The sequence below is a fragment of the Gracilibacillus sp. YIM 98692 genome (assembly GCF_010993965.1).
GTDB lineage: Bacteria > Bacillota > Bacilli > Bacillales > Amphibacillaceae > Gracilibacillus.
The window spans coordinates 26128-44609 of record NZ_WIXM01000023.1 but is presented as its reverse complement, the minus strand read 5'-3'; the positions used below and the strand labels follow the sequence as shown (position 1 = coordinate 44609).

Annotated in this window: 17 protein-coding genes; all 17 read right to left on the bottom strand. The window is 39.1% G+C overall.

All coding sequences use genetic code 11. From position 1 onward, the window contains the following. Positions 1-409: 409 nt before the first annotated feature. On the bottom strand, positions 410-1645 hold the full coding sequence (locus GHD00_RS15800; RefSeq protein WP_163539117.1) for a serine hydroxymethyltransferase: 1236 nt from the start codon (positions 1643-1645) through the stop codon (positions 410-412). Positions 1646-1816: 171 nt separating this feature from the next. Further along, on the bottom strand, positions 1817-2362 hold the full coding sequence (locus GHD00_RS15795) for a TIGR01440 family protein (protein ID WP_163539116.1): 546 nt from the start codon (positions 2360-2362) through the stop codon (positions 1817-1819). Between the two features lie 18 nt (positions 2363-2380). After that, a complete protein-coding gene (gene rpiB, locus GHD00_RS15790) occupies positions 2381-2821 on the bottom strand; it encodes a ribose 5-phosphate isomerase B (RefSeq protein WP_163539115.1) in 441 nt (146 codons plus the stop codon). A gap of 28 nt (positions 2822-2849) precedes the next feature. Further along, positions 2850-4148 carry a methyl-accepting chemotaxis protein gene (locus GHD00_RS15785; protein ID WP_163539114.1) on the bottom strand — a complete coding sequence of 433 codons (1299 nt, stop codon included), beginning with the start codon at positions 4146-4148 and terminating at the stop codon, positions 2850-2852. A gap of 77 nt (positions 4149-4225) precedes the next feature. Beyond that, a complete protein-coding gene (locus tag GHD00_RS15780) occupies positions 4226-4795 on the bottom strand; it encodes a low molecular weight protein arginine phosphatase (protein ID WP_163539113.1) in 570 nt (189 codons plus the stop codon). Positions 4796-4845: 50 nt separating this feature from the next. Then, positions 4846-5355, bottom strand: coding sequence for a manganese efflux pump MntP (locus GHD00_RS15775; RefSeq protein WP_163539142.1), 510 nt, complete (start codon positions 5353-5355; stop codon positions 4846-4848). A gap of 470 nt (positions 5356-5825) precedes the next feature. Further along, on the bottom strand, positions 5826-6839 hold the full coding sequence (locus GHD00_RS15770; protein ID WP_163539112.1) for an L-threonylcarbamoyladenylate synthase: 1014 nt from the start codon (positions 6837-6839) through the stop codon (positions 5826-5828). A gap of 577 nt (positions 6840-7416) precedes the next feature. Beyond that, positions 7417-7845 carry a hypothetical protein gene (locus GHD00_RS15765; RefSeq protein WP_163539111.1) on the bottom strand — a complete coding sequence of 143 codons (429 nt, stop codon included), beginning with the start codon at positions 7843-7845 and terminating at the stop codon, positions 7417-7419. 60 nt (positions 7846-7905) lie between these two features. Then, positions 7906-8535: a stage II sporulation protein R gene (spoIIR, locus tag GHD00_RS15760; RefSeq protein ID WP_163539110.1), complete on the bottom strand. Its 630-nt coding sequence runs from the start codon at positions 8533-8535 to the stop codon at positions 7906-7908. Positions 8536-9459: 924 nt separating this feature from the next. Beyond that, positions 9460-10323 (bottom strand): peptide chain release factor N(5)-glutamine methyltransferase, encoded by an 864-nt coding sequence (gene prmC, locus GHD00_RS15755; RefSeq protein ID WP_163539109.1) that lies wholly within the window; start codon positions 10321-10323, stop codon positions 9460-9462. A gap of 1 nt (position 10324) precedes the next feature. Continuing rightward, complete coding sequence (prfA, locus tag GHD00_RS15750; RefSeq protein WP_163539108.1) at positions 10325-11395, bottom strand: peptide chain release factor 1; 1071 nt, start codon at positions 11393-11395, stop codon at positions 10325-10327. A gap of 275 nt (positions 11396-11670) precedes the next feature. Then, positions 11671-12090 (bottom strand): universal stress protein, encoded by a 420-nt coding sequence (locus GHD00_RS15745; RefSeq protein ID WP_163539107.1) that lies wholly within the window; start codon positions 12088-12090, stop codon positions 11671-11673. Between the two features lie 12 nt (positions 12091-12102). Then, positions 12103-13512, bottom strand: a complete 1410-nt coding sequence (locus tag GHD00_RS15740) for a SulP family inorganic anion transporter (RefSeq protein ID WP_163539141.1) — start codon at positions 13510-13512, stop codon at positions 12103-12105. Positions 13513-14171: 659 nt separating this feature from the next. After that, positions 14172-14744, bottom strand: a complete 573-nt coding sequence (locus GHD00_RS15735; protein WP_163539106.1) for a thymidine kinase — start codon at positions 14742-14744, stop codon at positions 14172-14174. A 215-nt stretch (positions 14745-14959) separates the two neighbouring features. Beyond that, on the bottom strand, positions 14960-15205 hold the full coding sequence (locus GHD00_RS15730; RefSeq protein WP_163539140.1) for a type B 50S ribosomal protein L31: 246 nt from the start codon (positions 15203-15205) through the stop codon (positions 14960-14962). 129 nt (positions 15206-15334) lie between these two features. Continuing rightward, complete coding sequence (rho, locus tag GHD00_RS15725; RefSeq protein WP_163539105.1) at positions 15335-16621, bottom strand: transcription termination factor Rho; 1287 nt, start codon at positions 16619-16621, stop codon at positions 15335-15337. Positions 16622-17125: 504 nt separating this feature from the next. Further along, a complete protein-coding gene (locus GHD00_RS15720) occupies positions 17126-18412 on the bottom strand; it encodes a UDP-N-acetylglucosamine 1-carboxyvinyltransferase (RefSeq protein WP_163539104.1) in 1287 nt (428 codons plus the stop codon). Positions 18413-18482: the final 70 nt, after the last annotated feature.

Genomic DNA, 18482 nt, shown 5'->3' with positions numbered 1-18482 from the left:
GGAGAAGCAGAGTAGAACAGGGCTCTCTATAATTTTATGGTTAAAACTGAAATAATGAGCTCTACATACCGCTACGGAAATATACTTCGCTTTCCGCGGGCAACGCTTCAGCTTCCTCGGAAGCAAAAACCGCTTCCTGCGGGATCTTCAGCTGTTGCTTTTCCCGCAGGAGTCTACGTATATTTCCTCCGCTGGTAAGAAATAAAATTCGCGGTATAATATGTCCTATTTTCATAAGATTTTATGATTTTTCTCACTTAAAATGAAATTCAATTTAAGCTGTGGAAAAATGCGAGACTCCTGGGGGAAGAGCAGCTTCCGAAGACCCCACAGCGATGGTTTAGCACTTATCCCTATAAAAAAAGCTAGACCTGACTAATGATGAGTCAGATCTAGCTTGTATGTCCGATTACTGATATAAAGGGAATTTTGCTGTTAGTGCTTCTACACGTTCTCTTGCTTCTTGTAGTTTTGCTTCATCGTCATGATTTTTCAAAGTGAAAGCGATAATTTTCGCTACTTCTTCCATTTCTTCTTCGCCAAATCCTCTAGATGTTACTGCAGCTGTACCTACACGGATACCGCTAGTTACAAATGGACTTTCTGGGTCAAAAGGAATCGTGTTTTTGTTGGTTGTAATACCAACATCATCTAATGCTTTTTCTGCATCTTTACCTGTTAAGTTCAAACCGCGAACATCTAATAATAGTAAGTGGTTATCTGTACCGCCTGAGACAGTACGGATACCTTCCGATTCTAATACTTCTCCAAAACGTTTTGCATTCTTAATGATATTTCCACCATATTCCTTGAATGCTGGTTGTAAAGCTTCCTTGAATGATACAGCTTTAGCTGCAATCACATGCATTAATGGACCACCTTGCATACCAGGGAATACCGTTTTATCGATCTGCTTCCCGAACTCTTCTTTACATAAAATCATACCACCGCGAGGACCGCGTAATGTTTTATGTGTCGTTGTTGTCACAAAGTGAGAATGCGGCACTGGATCTGGGTGTAATCCTGTTGCAACAAGTCCTGCAATGTGCGCCATATCTACCATTAGATAGGCATCAACTGCATCAGCAATTTCACGGAATTTTTTGAAATCAATTTGACGAGGATAAGCACTTGCCCCAGCTACAATTAACTTCGGCTGTACTTCTTTTGCTTTCGCAAGTACTGCATCATAATCAATTTCCTCAGAATCTGCATCTACTCCATAGTCCACAAAGTTATAAAGCTTTCCACTAAAGTTTACCGGACTTCCGTGAGTTAAGTGACCACCATGACTTAAATTCATCCCTAAAACCGTATCTCCTGGCTCCAATACAGTAAGATATACAGCCATGTTCGCTTGTGCCCCAGAGTGCGGCTGTACGTTCACATACTCTGCCCCGAATAATTCTTTCGCACGATCACGAGCTAGATCTTCTGCAACATCGACATGCTCACATCCACCATAGTAGCGGCGACCTGGGTAACCTTCTGCATATTTGTTCGTTAAAACCGAACCTTGTGCTTCCATTACTGCTTCAGACACAAAGTTCTCAGAAGCGATTAGCTCAATCTTATCATTTTGGCGTTTTCTTTCGTCTTCCACTGCTTGAAATATTTCAGCATCAAAGTTTTTTACATGATCCATTTTTTGCTCCTCCTAATGTTTTTGAATAGCTAACACGTAAACATTCGTTATTCAGTTACTCCATTTATAAAATAACATCATTTTAAAATAATTTCCATAATTTTTGCGAATAAAAAGACAAAAAACGCACCTTTTGTTCGTAAATTAGAAAAAGGTGCACTTCTCAAATAGTTATGTTGCATACACAGCTCTAGGGCCGCCAATCAATTTCGGTCTTGTCAAAGCACTATTAACACGTGCATGTCCCACCCATCGCTGCTTCAATCTTAATGGAACAACTACTGGCTTAAGATGCATTCCAATCATCGTTTCTCCTATATCGATACCAGCATCCGCACGGACATTTTCTACGACTACCGCATCTTCTAACTGTTCAAAGGCATATGCTGCCATTGAACCACCTGCTTTTCGAACGGGGACTACAGACACAGGGTCGAACCCGCGCTCTCGCATCACCTTTTTCTCGACCACTAACGCACGGTTGAGATGTTCACAGCATTGAAAAGCAATATCGACCCCTATCTTTTGCTTTAATTGCTGAACTTTTTCAAAAATCATGGCGGCAACTTCTTCACTGCCGGATGTTCCGATCCGTTCTCCAGCTACTTCACTGGTCGAACATCCGATGACGAATAAATCTCCTTCAGAAAGGAACTCTTGTTTTTCCCACTCATCAACAATAGCTTCGATGTCCTCTGCCCATTGATCCAGTTTCATGATGGAGTGCCCCTTTCCTTATTTATTCTCGTAATCAGTCATTTTTCCGACACGATTCGCATGACGGCCGCCTTGGAATTCTGTCCCTAACCAAGTACTGGCAATTTCACGTGCAAGACCTGCTCCGATAACACGTTCACCCATTGTAATCATGTTAGAGTCATTATGTTCTCGTGTTGCCTTCGCACTAAAGACATCATGAACTAATGCTGCACGGATACCTTTCACCTTGTTTGCCGCTATCGACATGCCAATGCCTGTTCCGCAGATTAAGATTCCGCGGTCAAATTCACCACTTGCTACACGTTCTGCTGCAGGGATGCCATAATCCGGATAATCTACAGAATCTTCACAGTTACAACCAATATCCTCATACTCAATATTCAATTCCTCTAACAATGAAATGATTTCTTTTGCTAAATTTATTCCACCGTGATCGGACGCTAATATAACTTTCATGACGATTTCCCCTTTACAAAAAAGTCCTTTAGCTAAGCTTAAATTGCCTCATTGTGTTTTTCAAGTTTTGTGCTTGATTTTCTAGTGAAATCGCCAATTCTTCTAAATTTTCTGCAAAATCAGCTTGTTCTTCCACGGTAGAATTAATTTCTTCTGCACCAGCTGATGTTTCTTGTGCAATGGCAGCGACATTTTGAGACTTGGCTTGTGTTGCTTCGATTTCTTTTACTTGCTTTTCTACCAACCCTGATATTTCTTTAATGACAGATGCTACATCATATATAGAATCTGACATATCATCGATAACAGAAGTGGTTTCTTCACCTTTTTTCACTTCATTTCGTGTGTCCTCCACATGTGTGCGCATGTTGCCGACAACAAGCTCCACATCCTTTTGCATATCTTGAATGAGATCGGAAATGCTTTGAACAGCTTGCGAACTTTGATCCGCCAATTTTCGCACTTCTTCCGCAACAACTGCAAATCCTTTTCCTTCTTCTCCTGCACGAGATGCCTCAATCGAAGCGTTTAATGCAAGTAAATTCGTCTGTTCACTGATATCCCCTACAAGTGAAATGACGTTCTCCACTTCTTTTGCCTTTTGCGATAAACGATTTACATCATGTAAAGCATTATCTTGGTTTTCTGCTAATTTTTCAATTCCTTGAACAAGGGTATGGATCACTTGCTTAGAATCGTTTAATTGCTCCACCATTTCATTTGATTTCCCTTGAGAATCTTCTGCTTTTCCATCCACTTCGTTCGCAATTCTCGTGGAGTTATCTACCGCATCAGCTGTTTGTTGAATCGCTGCTGATGACTCCTCTGCCCCTGAGGCAATTTGGCCAATGGTATCCTCTAGAGTTTCTGCTTGTTGTTTAGAACGAGTGGCAGCATCTCTAATCGTATGTACCGTTTCCTGTGTTTCCTCGGCGTGGTTCTCTATATTTGTTAACATACGATTGACATTTACCACCATTTTTTGCACCGCAATCGTAAGAGAACCTATTTCGTCCGTGGTTGTTTTGGGTGGATCTATTTCCTGATTAAAATCCCCATCTGCCACTTTTTCCGCAAATTGCTTTAGCTTTATTAAAGGTTTGGTAATAAAACGTGCTGCGATAAATGCTAGTATTCCTGACCAAATAACACCAAGCAACAAGGTAAATAATACGTACCAAACTTCTGAAATTTGCACATATGGACGTATTGCATCTTGTACATAATAGATAAAAATCGCACTTACAGAATAAGTGATTAGAGCTAAAATCGACGTAAACAACACTAACTTCGTTCGAAGGCTTGCACCTTTTCTTTGTTTTGACATTTTATTGCTCCTCCCCAAACTAGCATGACAATTTAACCAGAAGCGGGGTATGAACCCCCACTGATGGAAGTCTCTCTTTAACTATTATTATTGTCTAACTTTTTGGATAATAGTTCAAGATACTTATGCAATTCTTCATACGTTTTCTGGTAAATCATGACATTACCCCCAAATGGGTCGGAGATGTTTAGGTCTTTCATACCACTTTCTAGATGGTTAATTTTTTCTATTAGCTTGGATTTTTCTTCGGAGGAGGAGTTTTCATCTAATTTAAGTTCTTCTAATTGGGTATACGCTTCTTTTAATTGTTGCCATTTCTCTTCATAAACGGGATCAACATATTCCTTTAACGTATACATTTTATCGTTCATGTTAGTATACTGTTGTTTTAACATATCACGATGGCTTGTCGTCATCGTTAAAATGAGATCTGCCCATTTCACTAAATCTGGATCTATCATTTTTGACTGATGTTGATGCTTGATTCCGTTTTCTTCAAGCACTTGTCGGGACCCTTCCGATATGGGTTGTCCATTTCCAGCAAAAATACCTGCTGATTGAACCTGATGATTGGTCAAATTTGTCATAATTGCTTCTGCCATAGGACTTCGACATGTATTGCCTGTACAAACAAATAAAATATTCATGGTATGGTCTGCCTCCATTACTACCTTTTCTCATGATGTATTATCTCCTATTATATTAAGATATGTAAACCAAAACCAAATAAGATGCTACCACCTAATATTTCACTGTACGTTCCTAAAAGGTAATGAGTCCGTCGTCCGATCAATAGAGCAGTCCATGTAAGAATGGTAGCAAATATACCAAAGATAATTATGGCGAATGCAGTGGCAATGCCTGATAACCCCAAGGAAAGACCAACAGAAAAGCTGTCTAAACTGACGGTAAAGGCAAAAACAAATAATCCGAACCCAACAGGAGCAAGCAGCTGCCCTCCATGATCGATAAATGTTTGCATAATCATTTGAAAACCAATCCCGCACAATAAAAGACCTGCTGCCAATACGGCAATGCCCTCCACTTTTCCTGATATAAAAGAACCTACCATTAATCCGATAAACGGCATCAATATATGAAAAAAACCTACTACAAGACCGATGATGAAAATCCGTTTTAGACGAATTTCCTGCATGCCAATCCCTAACCCTACTGAAAAAGCATCCATTCCTAATGCAAATGCCATAAAGAAGATGGATAGTAACTCCCCAAAAGCTAATGTTGCCACAGTGAAGCGCCCCCTCTTTGTACATTAGTACGTTCAAAACCGTTAGAAAATCTTGTACTTGTTGCCCTTACGGAGAAAACTTTAGATTTTCTTAAATGTCACCCTTTATTATTGTGGAAAAAAGGAAGGCTTTCGTCTTTTGTTGACGACAAGCCTTTTTTAGAAAAATTCCAAGGACATGCCATTTCAATCTATTCGTATGCAAGTCCAAGAGGGGATATGTTTATTTTTGTAAGTTAGGAAAGTTTAAAATTTTAGCAGGAAGTTACTCGACGTACTAAAAATTTCAAGGTGCGAACTACGACTCGGCTATCGTCCAAAGGCTCGGTACGCCTGAGTTTTCTTTATAAGTTAAGTGGACTCTATCTTTATCCTATCAATACGAGAAGATAGAGAGATTCACTTCACTTTTTCTAACGTTTGGGGTACTACTCAGCCAATTGACTGGATGCCGCTTTGGTTAGTCGATTCATAATCGCTTCTCCTACACCTTCAGTTGGAAAAGTCTCACATAAAATGATATCGACTGGTTTATCATTAAAATATCTAAGCGCATAATAAAGTTTGGCTGCTACTTCTTGTAAATGATCACTTGATCCGCAAACATAAAGATCATCTGCCTGAAGCTCTTCCGAAAGCGGGGAACTAGCAATCACCCCAACTTTTTTTCCTTCTTTATGATATTGGTTAATTTGTTGTTGAAAAAATGTACTAGAACCATCTATCAGTTGTAATGGGGCATCTGGTTCATAATGATTATACTTCATTCCAGGTGATTTCGGCTGCTTTTCCACTTGAGTAAAGGACTTGTTTTGTTCCAATTGACCTGTGACTTGTTCGATCTCCTCTTTCGTCACGCCTCCTGGTCTTAAGATAACTGGCGTATCTTGCGTACCATCGACAACCGTTGACTCCAATCCTACACCTGTCGCCCCACCATCTATAATACCTGCAATTCTACCATTTAAATCTTGATATACATGATCTGCATTTGTCGGACTAGGTTTTCCAGATAAATTGGCACTTGGTGCTGCTAATGGCAGTTGAGCTGTTTCCAATAAAGCCTGACTTACCGGATGATCTGGAATGCGAATGGCTACGGTATCAAGGCCTGCTGTCACTGTATGGGCTGCTTTTCCATTACTCTTTAATATAATCGTAAACGGACCTGGCATAAAATGATCAATCAATTTCTGAGCCAGTGGTGGTATTTCTTCCACATACTGTCTAATTTGTATGGGATGATGCACATGGACGATAAGCGGATTATCTGCTGGCCGCCCCTTTGCTTGAAAAATTTTTTTCACTGCTTCTTCGTTTGTCGCATCTGCTCCTAGCCCATATACGGTTTCTGTTGGAAAAGCGACTACTTCTCCCTGTTGTAAACATTGTGCCGCTTCCTGTAATGCTTGATTGTGAATTTTCCACATTTTTGTTTTCATGATGATCCCTCGATCTATAATAATCTAAACTTATTATGGAATGATTCGATGAAATGTGCAAGTATAGGGGGAATTCTTGATAGTAAGAGATAAAAACCAGAAACTGCCTGAAGACATTTTCTGGTTTTTTATGTTAGAGCTCGGATGTGTGCGACGGCTTGAATCTGTGGTAAAACTTTCGCGCCACAATTTGGTGTTTTCGCTCCACTTTTTTTGCTTTTCGAGCCACAATCTTCCGCTTTCGAGCCACAAATCAAGTGATTCGAGCCACTATTTAGCTTTTTCGCGCCACTTCCAATTCTGGCACTATGTAATATGCTCCTTTTCCCGTGCCTACTCTCTCAAACCCTGCTCGGATGAGAAGTTTTGCTGCAGCATGTCTTGATTCCACCATCAAAAATTCTCTTGTCATCTAAAACACTATAACGATATAAATTCTGGTTTGAGAACATAAAAATGTGGATATCATGTGGACAAAAGGACCTTTTTTCCACATGATATCCACAAAAATGTATGTTAAAGGGGGATGATATAGTATAGTTATTCACAAATTAACAGATTTTATTCACATAACCTGTTATTTTTGTTGATAACTCTCTTTTTTATCCACATTTACCTGTGTGTTTATCCACCATTGTCCACTTTTTCCTTCGATAATGCCTTTATCTGTTGTTTGATAATTTAATTGTGCCAACAAATCGTCTACTGCTTTCGTAGAGCTGTGGATATAAACGTTCTCTGCACCTTGATATTTTGCTAATTCTTCTGCAGATTGAATAATCATCACTGGTAATGTTACAGGTGCATTTTCTTTCATCACGAATGCACGAAGCCAAAAGTTCTGGGAATCTACTGGCACGAGCGCAAAAAATGCTAGCTTTTTGTTATCAATGATGACAAAGTAACCGTACTCCTTTAATTGATGGTCTTCTAGTATGTCGAGTTTTGAACCGAAGAACTGTTGAAAAGTGTGGTTATCCACAGATTTAGTTGCTTGTAATTTCATTAGAACACCTCTATCATTTTTTTATCTATTCTATGAATCAAATGATAGATTTATGACTAATTATTGAAACCATTTTAAAAAGAAAAAAGTATATTCTACTTCTTCTTTCTCCTCAGATGATTCTGAATCCTCTTGTTCTTCTCTCTCTTCATCCATTTCTGATTCTTCTGCATCAACTGATGTACCGAATGAAAAATCTAAAAAGCAAAGCGGCGGGAATACGACGCACCACCAATTGGAACCTTCTGCTTCCCCTAGGGTAATTAAGATAGCTTCATATTCTCCAGCTGGATAAAGGTAGTTTCCGTACAATTTGGTAGGGAATTTTACGTCTTTACGATAGGAAACCGAATATTCTATCGTCTGGTTTTGTTCTTGTAACACATCATCCACAATTTGCTCTAATTGATGGACTTGAGAAGAGATAAGTTCTCTGGCAGCATTAATATCCGAAAAACCTTCCACCCATTTCGTTACCTCTTCATTCACAGCGTCACGAACTTGATGTTTAACCGCTTGATCTCCTTCTTTATCACTATTTGCTAGAATGCGAAGCCGGATCGCTTCGTCCGGTATCACTTGATAGTTTTGCTCATTTATTTGTTGATTTGATGGTTCACTCATTATTTTTTGCGGATAAAAACCGATAAAAAGAATAGTAATAATAATAATCCATAATAGCTTTTTCATCCTATATTCCTCCTGTCACTAATGAATCGATCACTAGTCACATTGTGGACAATGAACAAATCTTTTAAACCATCAAACTATTAAAATTTATTCGCTTGAAAAGGTTAGCGTTAAATCGCCGCTGCAGAAAAACAGTCGTGTTTATCTAATTGGAAGGCTCCGCGGTATAGAATTATTGTCTTTTGCCAAAATGATAAAAGCCTTAGATTTCTTATATTTTGTACCATACAAAGACTACTTTAGAGTATTTCTCGATACCATTTCGCGAAGCTCTACCATCAAAAAGCGGTCCGATTCACTCAATACGTAGTTTTAAAGACATACTCAGAGGTAACTGCTATTAAAAGCTCTCTATACGCAGTTTTAAAGACATACTCAGAGGTAAACTGCCATTAGAAGCTCTCTATACGCAGTTTTAAAGACATACTCAGAGGTAAACTGCTATTAGAAGCTCTCTATACGCAGTTTTGAAGACATACTCAGAGGCAAACTGCTATTAGAAGCTCTCTATACGCAGTTTTAAAGACATACTCAGAGGTAAACTGCTATTAGAAGCTCTCTATACGCAGTTTTAAAGACATACTCGGAGGTAAACTGCTATTAGAAGCTCTCTATACGCAGTTTTAAAGACACAGTCGGAGGTAAACTGCTATTAGAAGCTCTCTATACGCAGTTTTAAAGACACAGTCGGAGGTAAACTGCTATTAGAACGTTTCTTTTGATACCACTTCGTGACGCATACCTTTCAAAACCACTCGAGACCTTTCTCGAAACCATCCCATTCTAATTCAAAATGACCTTGAGACCAAAAAAGCTAGATCTTCATCTAGTGGCGATTTGATGCGTCAGCCTTATTTAGATAATTGTATATCGCATTTTCGTTCAACTATGTACAAAAAAATTGGAAGGTGTTTGGCCTTCCGATTAGGTTTGGGTGATGATGATGCGGTTTTTTTGGTTGATGTCTTGATACGTTTTCACCTGGCTGTTTGGATACGCTTTATGGATAATAGTCTGGATATCTTCCGATTGGGTATGGCCGATTTCAAAGGCGATGATCCCCCCTGGCTTCAATACCTGCGGGGCCTGTTCCATGATCGCTTGATAAGCCGCAAGTCCATTTTGATCTGCAAATAAAGCCATATTTGGATCAAAGTTCTTTACCGTGTCTGATAGCTCTTCTGTTTCTGCGTAGCTAATATAAGGCGGATTGGATATGATCATATCCACTTTTATTCCTTCCTTGATTAATGGCATTAGAAAATCACCCTCTAAAAAACGGATACTCGCTTGATGGTTTTGCGCATTGTTTTGCGCCACTTTAAGAGCATCTGCCGAAATATCTGTTGCCATCATATCAAACTCTTCCAACTCTAACGCCAATGTAATCGCAATAATACCACTGCCCGTCCCTACATCAACAAAAGTTGCGCTCTTCCAACCCTTTTCTCTTACTAAACGGATAACACGGTCGACTAATTCTTCTGTTTCCGGTCGAGGAATCAAGACATCTTGATTTACCTGAAAGGTTCTGCCAAAGAATTCTTCTTCTCCTGTTAAATGTTGAACAGGAATGCCCGTCGCAGCGTGCTGTTCGATTTTCTCCTTATAGGAGTGATACGTGTATGAGTTCATCGTATCGCGTAAGCGGCTGATTAGTTGAGCCTGGTTAAGGTTTAACTCATGTCGTAATAGGATCTCTGCGACCTTGGTTTCACGGGATGCGTTTTCTAAAAAAGAAGAAGCCCAGCGGAGGGCTTCATGTATCGTTATCGTTTCTTGTTTCATGTTATTCTCCAATTTGCTCCATCTTTTTGGCTTGCTCTTCGATGATCAAGGCGTCGATTACTTCTGAAATTTTTCCTTCTAAGATTTGATCGAGCTTTTGAATCGTTAGGCCGATACGGTGGTCGGTTACACGGTTTTGCGGGAAGTTATATGTTCTAATTCGTTCTGAACGGTCACCGGATCCAACTGCTGATTTCCTTGTTTCGTCATATTCTGCTTGTGCTTCTTGTTGGAATTTATCATAAATACGTGCGCGCAATACTTTCATTGCTTTTTCTTTGTTTTTAATTTGTGATTTTTCGTCTTGGCAGGATACAACGGTTCCTGTTGGCTCGTGTGTCAGACGTACTGCTGACATGGTGGTGTTAACACTTTGCCCGCCTGGACCGCTGGAAGCAAAGGTATCCACTCGAATATCCTTTTCATGAACATCCACTTCAACTTCCTCTGCTTCTGGCATTACCACAACGGTTGCGGTAGATGTATGAATGCGTCCGCCTGATTCGGTTTCTGGTACACGTTGTACACGGTGTGCGCCATTTTCAAATTTTAATTTCGAGTAAGCTCCGGTTCCGTTGATCATGAATACGACTTCTTTAAAGCCGCCAACTCCTGTTGTATTGGAATCCATGATATCGATTTTCCATCCTTCTGATTCTGCATATCGAGAGTACATACGGAAAAGGTCGCCAGCGAAAAGTGCTGCTTCGTCTCCTCCGGCCGCTCCTCGAACTTCCATGATAACGTTTTTGTCGTCGTTCGGGTCTTTTGGTAATAGTAAAATTTTCAGGCTTTCTTCTAAATCTTCTTTCCGTTCGGACAGTTCGGTAATTTCCATTTTTGCCATCTCGCGCATTTCATCATCCAAGTCATCTTCTAGCATTACTTTTGCATCGTCTAACTCGGATGTCACCTCTTTATATTCGCGATATGCGGTAATTACTTCTTGTAAATCAGATTGTTCTTTTGAATATTCTCTTAATTTTTTGGAGTCATTAATGACTTCTGGATCACTTAATAATTCATTTAATTTATCATAACGCGCTTCTAGCGATTCTAAACGATCTAACACGTTCTCTCCACCTCTTTCTTGTTATCCCGAAAACGTCAGTAGGTACATTATATTATAGTATAGGCAGAGCGTCAAAAGTGTGCCCGCTTACAGCCTGTCATTTCTACTTGATGCCTTGATGATTAGTTATAGATAGCGGAATCTTTGGTTCATAGACTCGATTAAAATTTCATTTTTAAATAAAATAAAACTTAAGAATAAATGCCAGCCGCCATTCACCCTTAAGTTTTATTTTTCATACATCCAAATACTATGTAAGTACAATTAATGAACTGTTATTTAACAATTAGAACAGGGCAGTTTGCTCGTTTCGCAACCTTATGACTAACACTCCCTAAAACAAACTCCTGCAATCCATTAAGTCCCCTGCTGCCAATTATAACGATATCAACATTATTTTTATTGGCATAGTTCACAATAGAAGGGCCCGGTTCACCATGTAAAATTTTTACTTTATAATTTATTCCCGTTTCTTTAGCTAACCTCTCGGCTTCATCGAACTGTTTTTTTCGTGAATCGTTTACATCAATGGAATTCCAATTATTTATGACATCAGACTTTGCCTTATCGACATTCACTACATACACTACCTCAAGTTGTGACCCGGAGCTGCATTGTGCAATATGAAAGGCATTTTCTGCAGCCCTTTTTGAGTGTTCTGAACCATCTGTCGCAAGTAATATTTTTTTATACATGGTATTACCCCCTTAATGTGATGACAATTTATTAGCTAATTTTCCTATTAACTCTGTACTATCCTCATTCATACCCGTTACTTTTACATGTTTCCCATTTTCCTTAAATTTGGCGACAATTTTCTCTACTGCAACAACTGCAGAATCATCCCAGATATGAGATCGACTTAGGTTAATCTCAACATCTTTTACATCCTCATCATAGTTGAACTTAGGAAGGAGTTCCGTCACAGACGCAAAGAAAAGCTCTCCTCGGATCTTATAATATCGTTTATTTCCTTTCATAGATGATTCTACTCGAACTTGTGAAATTTTAGAAACAAAAAAGAAAGAACTTAATAAGATCCCAGCAAATACACCAATTGCTAAGTTATGGGTTAAAACTACCGTTAGTACGGTCACCACCATCACAACTGCATCACTTTTGGGGACTAAATGGAGTGTTTTTAGTGAATTCCAATCGAACGTACTTATGGCAACCATAATCATCACCCCAGCTAAAGCTGCCATTGGTATTTGGACGACAATGTCACCAAGTACAACAATTAAAAACATAAGGAATACCCCGGCTATTAAGGAGGAAAGTCTACCGCTTCCCCCTGATTTAATATTAATGACGGATTGCCCGATCATTGCACATCCTGCCATACCGCCAAATAATCCAGTCACAATATTAGCTATCCCTTGTCCATTACTTTCGGTGTTTTTATTACTTTCCGTATCTGTAGAGTCGTCTACAATAGATGCCGTTAATAAAGACTCTAATAACCCTACCACTGCAAGTGCTAATGAGTAAGGTAAAATGATGGTTAATGTTTCAAAATTCCACGGTATATCTGGTAATAAAAAAATGGGTAATGTTTGAGAAATACTTCCAATATCACCAACCGTTCGAACATTAATATTCATAAAGAGTACTAACGCTGTAACAACGATGATCGCCACCAGGGTTGCTGGTATCGTTTTGGATAAATAGGGGAATAAATATATAATCGCTAATGTGATGGCAACTAATACATACATAATTAGTGCTTCCCCTTCAAAATGTTGAAGTTGAGACAAAAAAATCATAATAGCTAACGCATTAACAAAGCCTACCATAACGGAACGAGGAATGAATTTCATATACCTTGCAAGTTTAAATATACCAAATAGAATTTGGATTATTCCCGTTAATATAGTGGCTGCTAACAAATATTGCAGACCATACCCAGCCACTAAATCGATGAACAATAATGCCATTGCCCCAGTCGCACCAGATATCATACCTGGTCGGCCACCAACAAAAGCAATCACAACGGCTATTGTAAAAGATGCATACAATCCAACCATTGGATCAACACCAGCAATAATAGAAAATGCAATTGCTTCCGGTATTAACGCCAAAGCAACAACTAACCCAGACAAGATATCTCCTTTCATATTTCCGAACCACGTTTGACTATAAGTACTCAATCGATCATCCTCCCTTCACATTCCATTTTATTTTTGTCTAAATGTGAAGGAAGAATACTGTAAGTTTATGGAACCAGAAAGTGTATCACCTATTTGCCTTCTTTGATTTTTACCACATAGTTGATGAAAAATGTGACAAAGAAAAATATTAATAAAGTACTTATATCTTCCTCACTTTTGAACACTGCTACCATACGCTCCGACAACATACTTCGCTTTCCGCGGGCACGGCTTCAACTTCCTCGGCAGAACCCCACTGCCTCCGGGATTTTCAGCTCGTGCTGTTCCCGCAGGAGTCTACGTATGTTGTCTACGCTAGTGAGTGATACGATTTATGAAGTGTTTCATTTTTCATAGAATTTATGATATTTCCTTACTCAAAACGAGCACCAACCTAAGCTGCGGAAAAATACGAGACTCCTGTGGGAAAGGAACAGTCTGAAGACCCCGCAGGAAGCGTCCTTTGCTTCCGAGGAGGCTGAAGCGTTCCCCACGGAAAGCGAGTGTTTTTCCGCAGCGCCGATTACGCACTCATTGAGACAAGCGGAGGAAAACTTCCCCAAATTTACTGCGTAGTTTATGGATATTGTGCTGTTAGAACTTTTCGTTCATCATGAACACATGCTTTAAAGTGGCGGATTTCTATGACATTTACGACATACTGGGTAGTAGGAGTCATTTCCGCCAATTTGAATCTGTTCACCAGTATAAACAGGCTTATCATTTTCATCTACTCGCAAATTCATTAGTGCTTTTCTTTTACAAAACCAACATATGGTTTTCATTTCTTCAATTTTATCTGCATAAAGCAAAAAGTATTTACTTCCCTCAAATAATTCATTTTGAAAGTCATTTTTTAGTCCAAAACCCATTACGGGTATATCTAGAAAATCAACTATTTCCGTTAATTGCAACACATGTTCTTTATCTAAGAATTGCGCCTCATCTACCAGTACACAATAAGGCCTCTGCTTAGCATTTTTCACAACATCAAAAACATTTGTTTTTTCAAAGATTGGGAGAGCTTTTCTTTTAAGCCCTATTCTACTTGATACAAACCCAACCCTTTCTCGATCATCCATACCTGAAGTAAAAATTAAAACCGGCTTATTCTGCTCCTCGTAGTTATGAGCTACCTTTAATATCTCGATTGATTTCCCACTGTTCATTGCTCCATATTTAAAATATAACTGTGCCACAAATTTCTCTCCTTAACCCCTACTTGCCTGGTTTTATTGTCTTCTATATAAATTTTGACATTTTTTATACCTTTCCCGCCCTAACGTATGTAAGAGCTAAACAACAGCCTTTGCATTTATTTCACAAACAAAAAACAGGCAAACATATAGAGCATTTGCCTGTTTCGTAAGGATTATATCCTGTTATATCAACTAATACTGTGAAAAAATACCGATTAGCTAAGGTTGTATTTTTTCTTGAATCGGTCAACACGACCGCCGACTTTATCAGCTTTTTGCTTACCAGTATAGAACGGGTGAGAAGCTGAACTAATTTCTACACGGATTAATGGATAAGTGTTTCCATCTTCCCATTCGATTGTTTCGTCAGATGACGTAGTAGATCCGCCTAGAAATTTGTAGTCAGAGCTTGTATCAAGAAATACAACTTTTTTGTATTCTGGATGAATATCTTTTTTCATGTCTGTCCACTCCTTTTGCCCTGAATCCTTTGGAAACAGAGTTAGTTTATGCTCGATGCATTTTTTGTCATACAGAAGCATTATATCAATCTCCTAACTGGTTTGCAAGGAGATTTCCAAATTTATTTGCTACGCTTTTTTAGCAGTACCTTTCCGCTTCATTTCCTCTTCTAGTACGGAAATAAACTCGTCATTATTTTTCGTGGAACGAAGCTTTCTTAAGAAACGCTCAAGGAATTCTGGTGAATCCTGCATACTTTTTCGGATCGCCCACATTTTTTCTAAGTGTGCTTTGGAAACAAGTAATTCTTCTTTTCTCGTACTGGAACGTAAAATATCAATCGCAGGGAAAATACGGCGTTGCGCCAAGTTACGGTCTAAGTGTAATTCCATATTTCCTGTCCCTTTAAATTCTTCATAAATCACATCATCCATACGTGAGCCTGTCTCAACTAAGGCGGTTGCTAAAATAGTAAAACTGCCGCCATCTTCGATATTACGTGCAGCACCGAAGAATCGTTTTGGTCTATGGAATGCTGCTGGATCGATACCACCTGATAACGTACGTCCACTTGGCGGGATCACAAGGTTATAAGCACGGGCAAGACGCGTGATACTATCCATTAACACGACGACATCTTTTTTATGCTCTACTAAACGCATCGCTCTTTCTAAGACTAGTTCTGCGACTTTAATATGGTTTTCGGGAACTTCATCAAAAGTGGAGCTGACAACATCTACATTTTCATCTACAGATCTTTCTATATCAGTTACTTCCTCTGGTCTTTCATCTACTAATAGGATAATTAGCTTTGTATCAGGATGGTTGTGCGAAATACTGTTTGCCATTTGCTTTAACAGCATCGTCTTCCCCGCTTTTGGCGGTGCCACGACTAAACCACGCTGCCCATATCCTACTGGTGTCAAAAGATCCATAATTCTTGTCGAGATTTGTTTCGTTCCTGTCTCTAAATTCATTAGTCTATCTGGATAAAGAGGAGTTAGAGCTGGAAAGTGTACACGTTCTTTTGCAGCTTCTGGGTCTTCTCCGTTGACTGCGTCCACATGTAATAAACCATAATAACGTTCGTTTTCCTTTGGGGGACGAACCTTTCCTGAAACTTTATCTCCATTACGCAAATCGAACCTTCTGATTTGAGAAGCAGATATGTAAATATCCTCAGCACTTGGAGAGTAATTAATCGGTCTTAAAAAACCAAAACCTTCTGTTGGAATAATTTCTAATATGCCGTCCATGAAAAGGTACCCACTTTTCTCCGCCTGTGCTTTTAAAATAGAAAAGATTAATTCTTTTTTTGTTAGTTTCGCATAATAAGATACTTTATATTCTCTTGCTCTTGCATATAGTTCCTTTAAAGTCATCGATTCTAATTCTGAAATCGTTACTTCACTCACAAAATCACCACACCTATATTAATATTTATATCTATTTTTTATGTTAAATCATTTCCATCATCATTTGAGATTTTTTTATTTGTAGAAAGCATTGCAAGTGGGGAATGGAGCAGCAGTTTTTTATTTAAACTATTAAATTTTCCAAACTCTATTCTTTTTTTCTACAGTTTGATATATCTTAACTTAAGTGAATTAGGAAGCTCAAAAGGAGCACCGAGATCCATAATCAATCTCATGAAGAGTATGAGATGGAAGCTTGTCACACGAACTTATCAATATGAAGCATATAGGAAGAAATCGTATAAACATCACAAGCCACACTAAGGAGATTTCTTGTTCAACCTTTATACTACCTTTTTCTATACGAATATTCAACTTATTTTTAAGAAAAATTTAATAATTGCAGGAAAAAGTCTAATTTTTCTTCATCATGATTATATACAAAAAATGGTTGCGTTATACAGTGAAATCCCACAGCTTCCATTGCTGTGGGATTTACATGTACTATGAATTTTGAAATTGTTCGATTTCCTGCTCTGTCATATCTTCACGCCAAACTTTAGCACCTAAATCGGCGAGCTTCTCTGCGATGTTAGCATAGCCTCGATCAATATGGTCTAATCCGGTTATTTCCGTAATTCCGTCAGCCATTAGTCCTGCTACGATCAGGGAGGCACCTGCTCGTAAATCACTTGCTTTTACTTTGGCGCCTTCTAATTGTACAGGGCCGGATACGATGGCAGAGCTTCCTTCTACTTTAATTTGGGCATTCATTCTGCGCAATTCGTCGATATGCTTAAACCTTGCCTGGTAGATGGTGTCTGTGACAACACCAGTTCCATTGGCTCTCGTCAGTAATGCAGAAAATGGCTGTTGCAGATCTGTAGGGAACCCTGGATGAACTAACGTTTTAATATCTACACTTGATAAATTTTTCCCTCGATGAACGAGCAGCTGTTCTTCCCCTTCTTCAATGTGTATACCCATTTCCCGCAGTTTCGCTAATAATGGCTCTAAGTGCTGTGGAATAACATTATCAATTAATACTTTTTCCCCTTGAGCTGCAGCCATAATCGTATACGTACCTGCTTCGATCCGATCGGGAATAATCGTGTGCATGCAGCCAGTCAAGTCTTCTACCCCTTCAATTCGAATGACATCTGTACCGGCACCTTTGATTTTCGCACCCATACTTGTTAGAAGTGTGGCTACATCAATAATTTCAGGTTCTCTTGCTGCATTTTCAATCACCGTTTTCCCTTTAGCTTTAACCGCTGCAAGCATAATGTTAATCGTTGCCCCAACGCTGACCACATCTAAGTAAATTCTTGCGCCTCGAAGTTCATCCGCACGCAAATAGATAGCTCCTTGCTCATTGGAGACCGTCGCACCTAATGCTTCAAAACCTTTGATATGTTGATCAATCGGACGGGGACCTAAATAACATCCACCAGGAAGACCGATGACCGCTTCTTTAAATCGCCCGAGCATTGCCCCCATAAAGTAATAGGAAGCACGAAGTTTTTTAACACGACCATTAGGCAGTGGCATTGCCGTCATTTGAGATGGATCAATATGTACCGTCTGGCCACGTTGTTCGACTGTACCACCAATTTCTTCTAGTAAAAGGTTTAATGTATCTACATCAGATATCTTCGGTAACCCCTCTATGATAACTTTTGAATCTGCTAATATAGATGCCGGCAGAAGTGCTACTGCGCTATTTTTAGCACCACTGATTCGTACTTTACCGTTTAACAAATTCCCGCCTTCAATAAGCATTTTTTGCATTATTATACTCCCTCACTTTCAAGGATTCCGACCAACTCATTCCCCGTTTTCTTTGCACCTTAGTCTAACC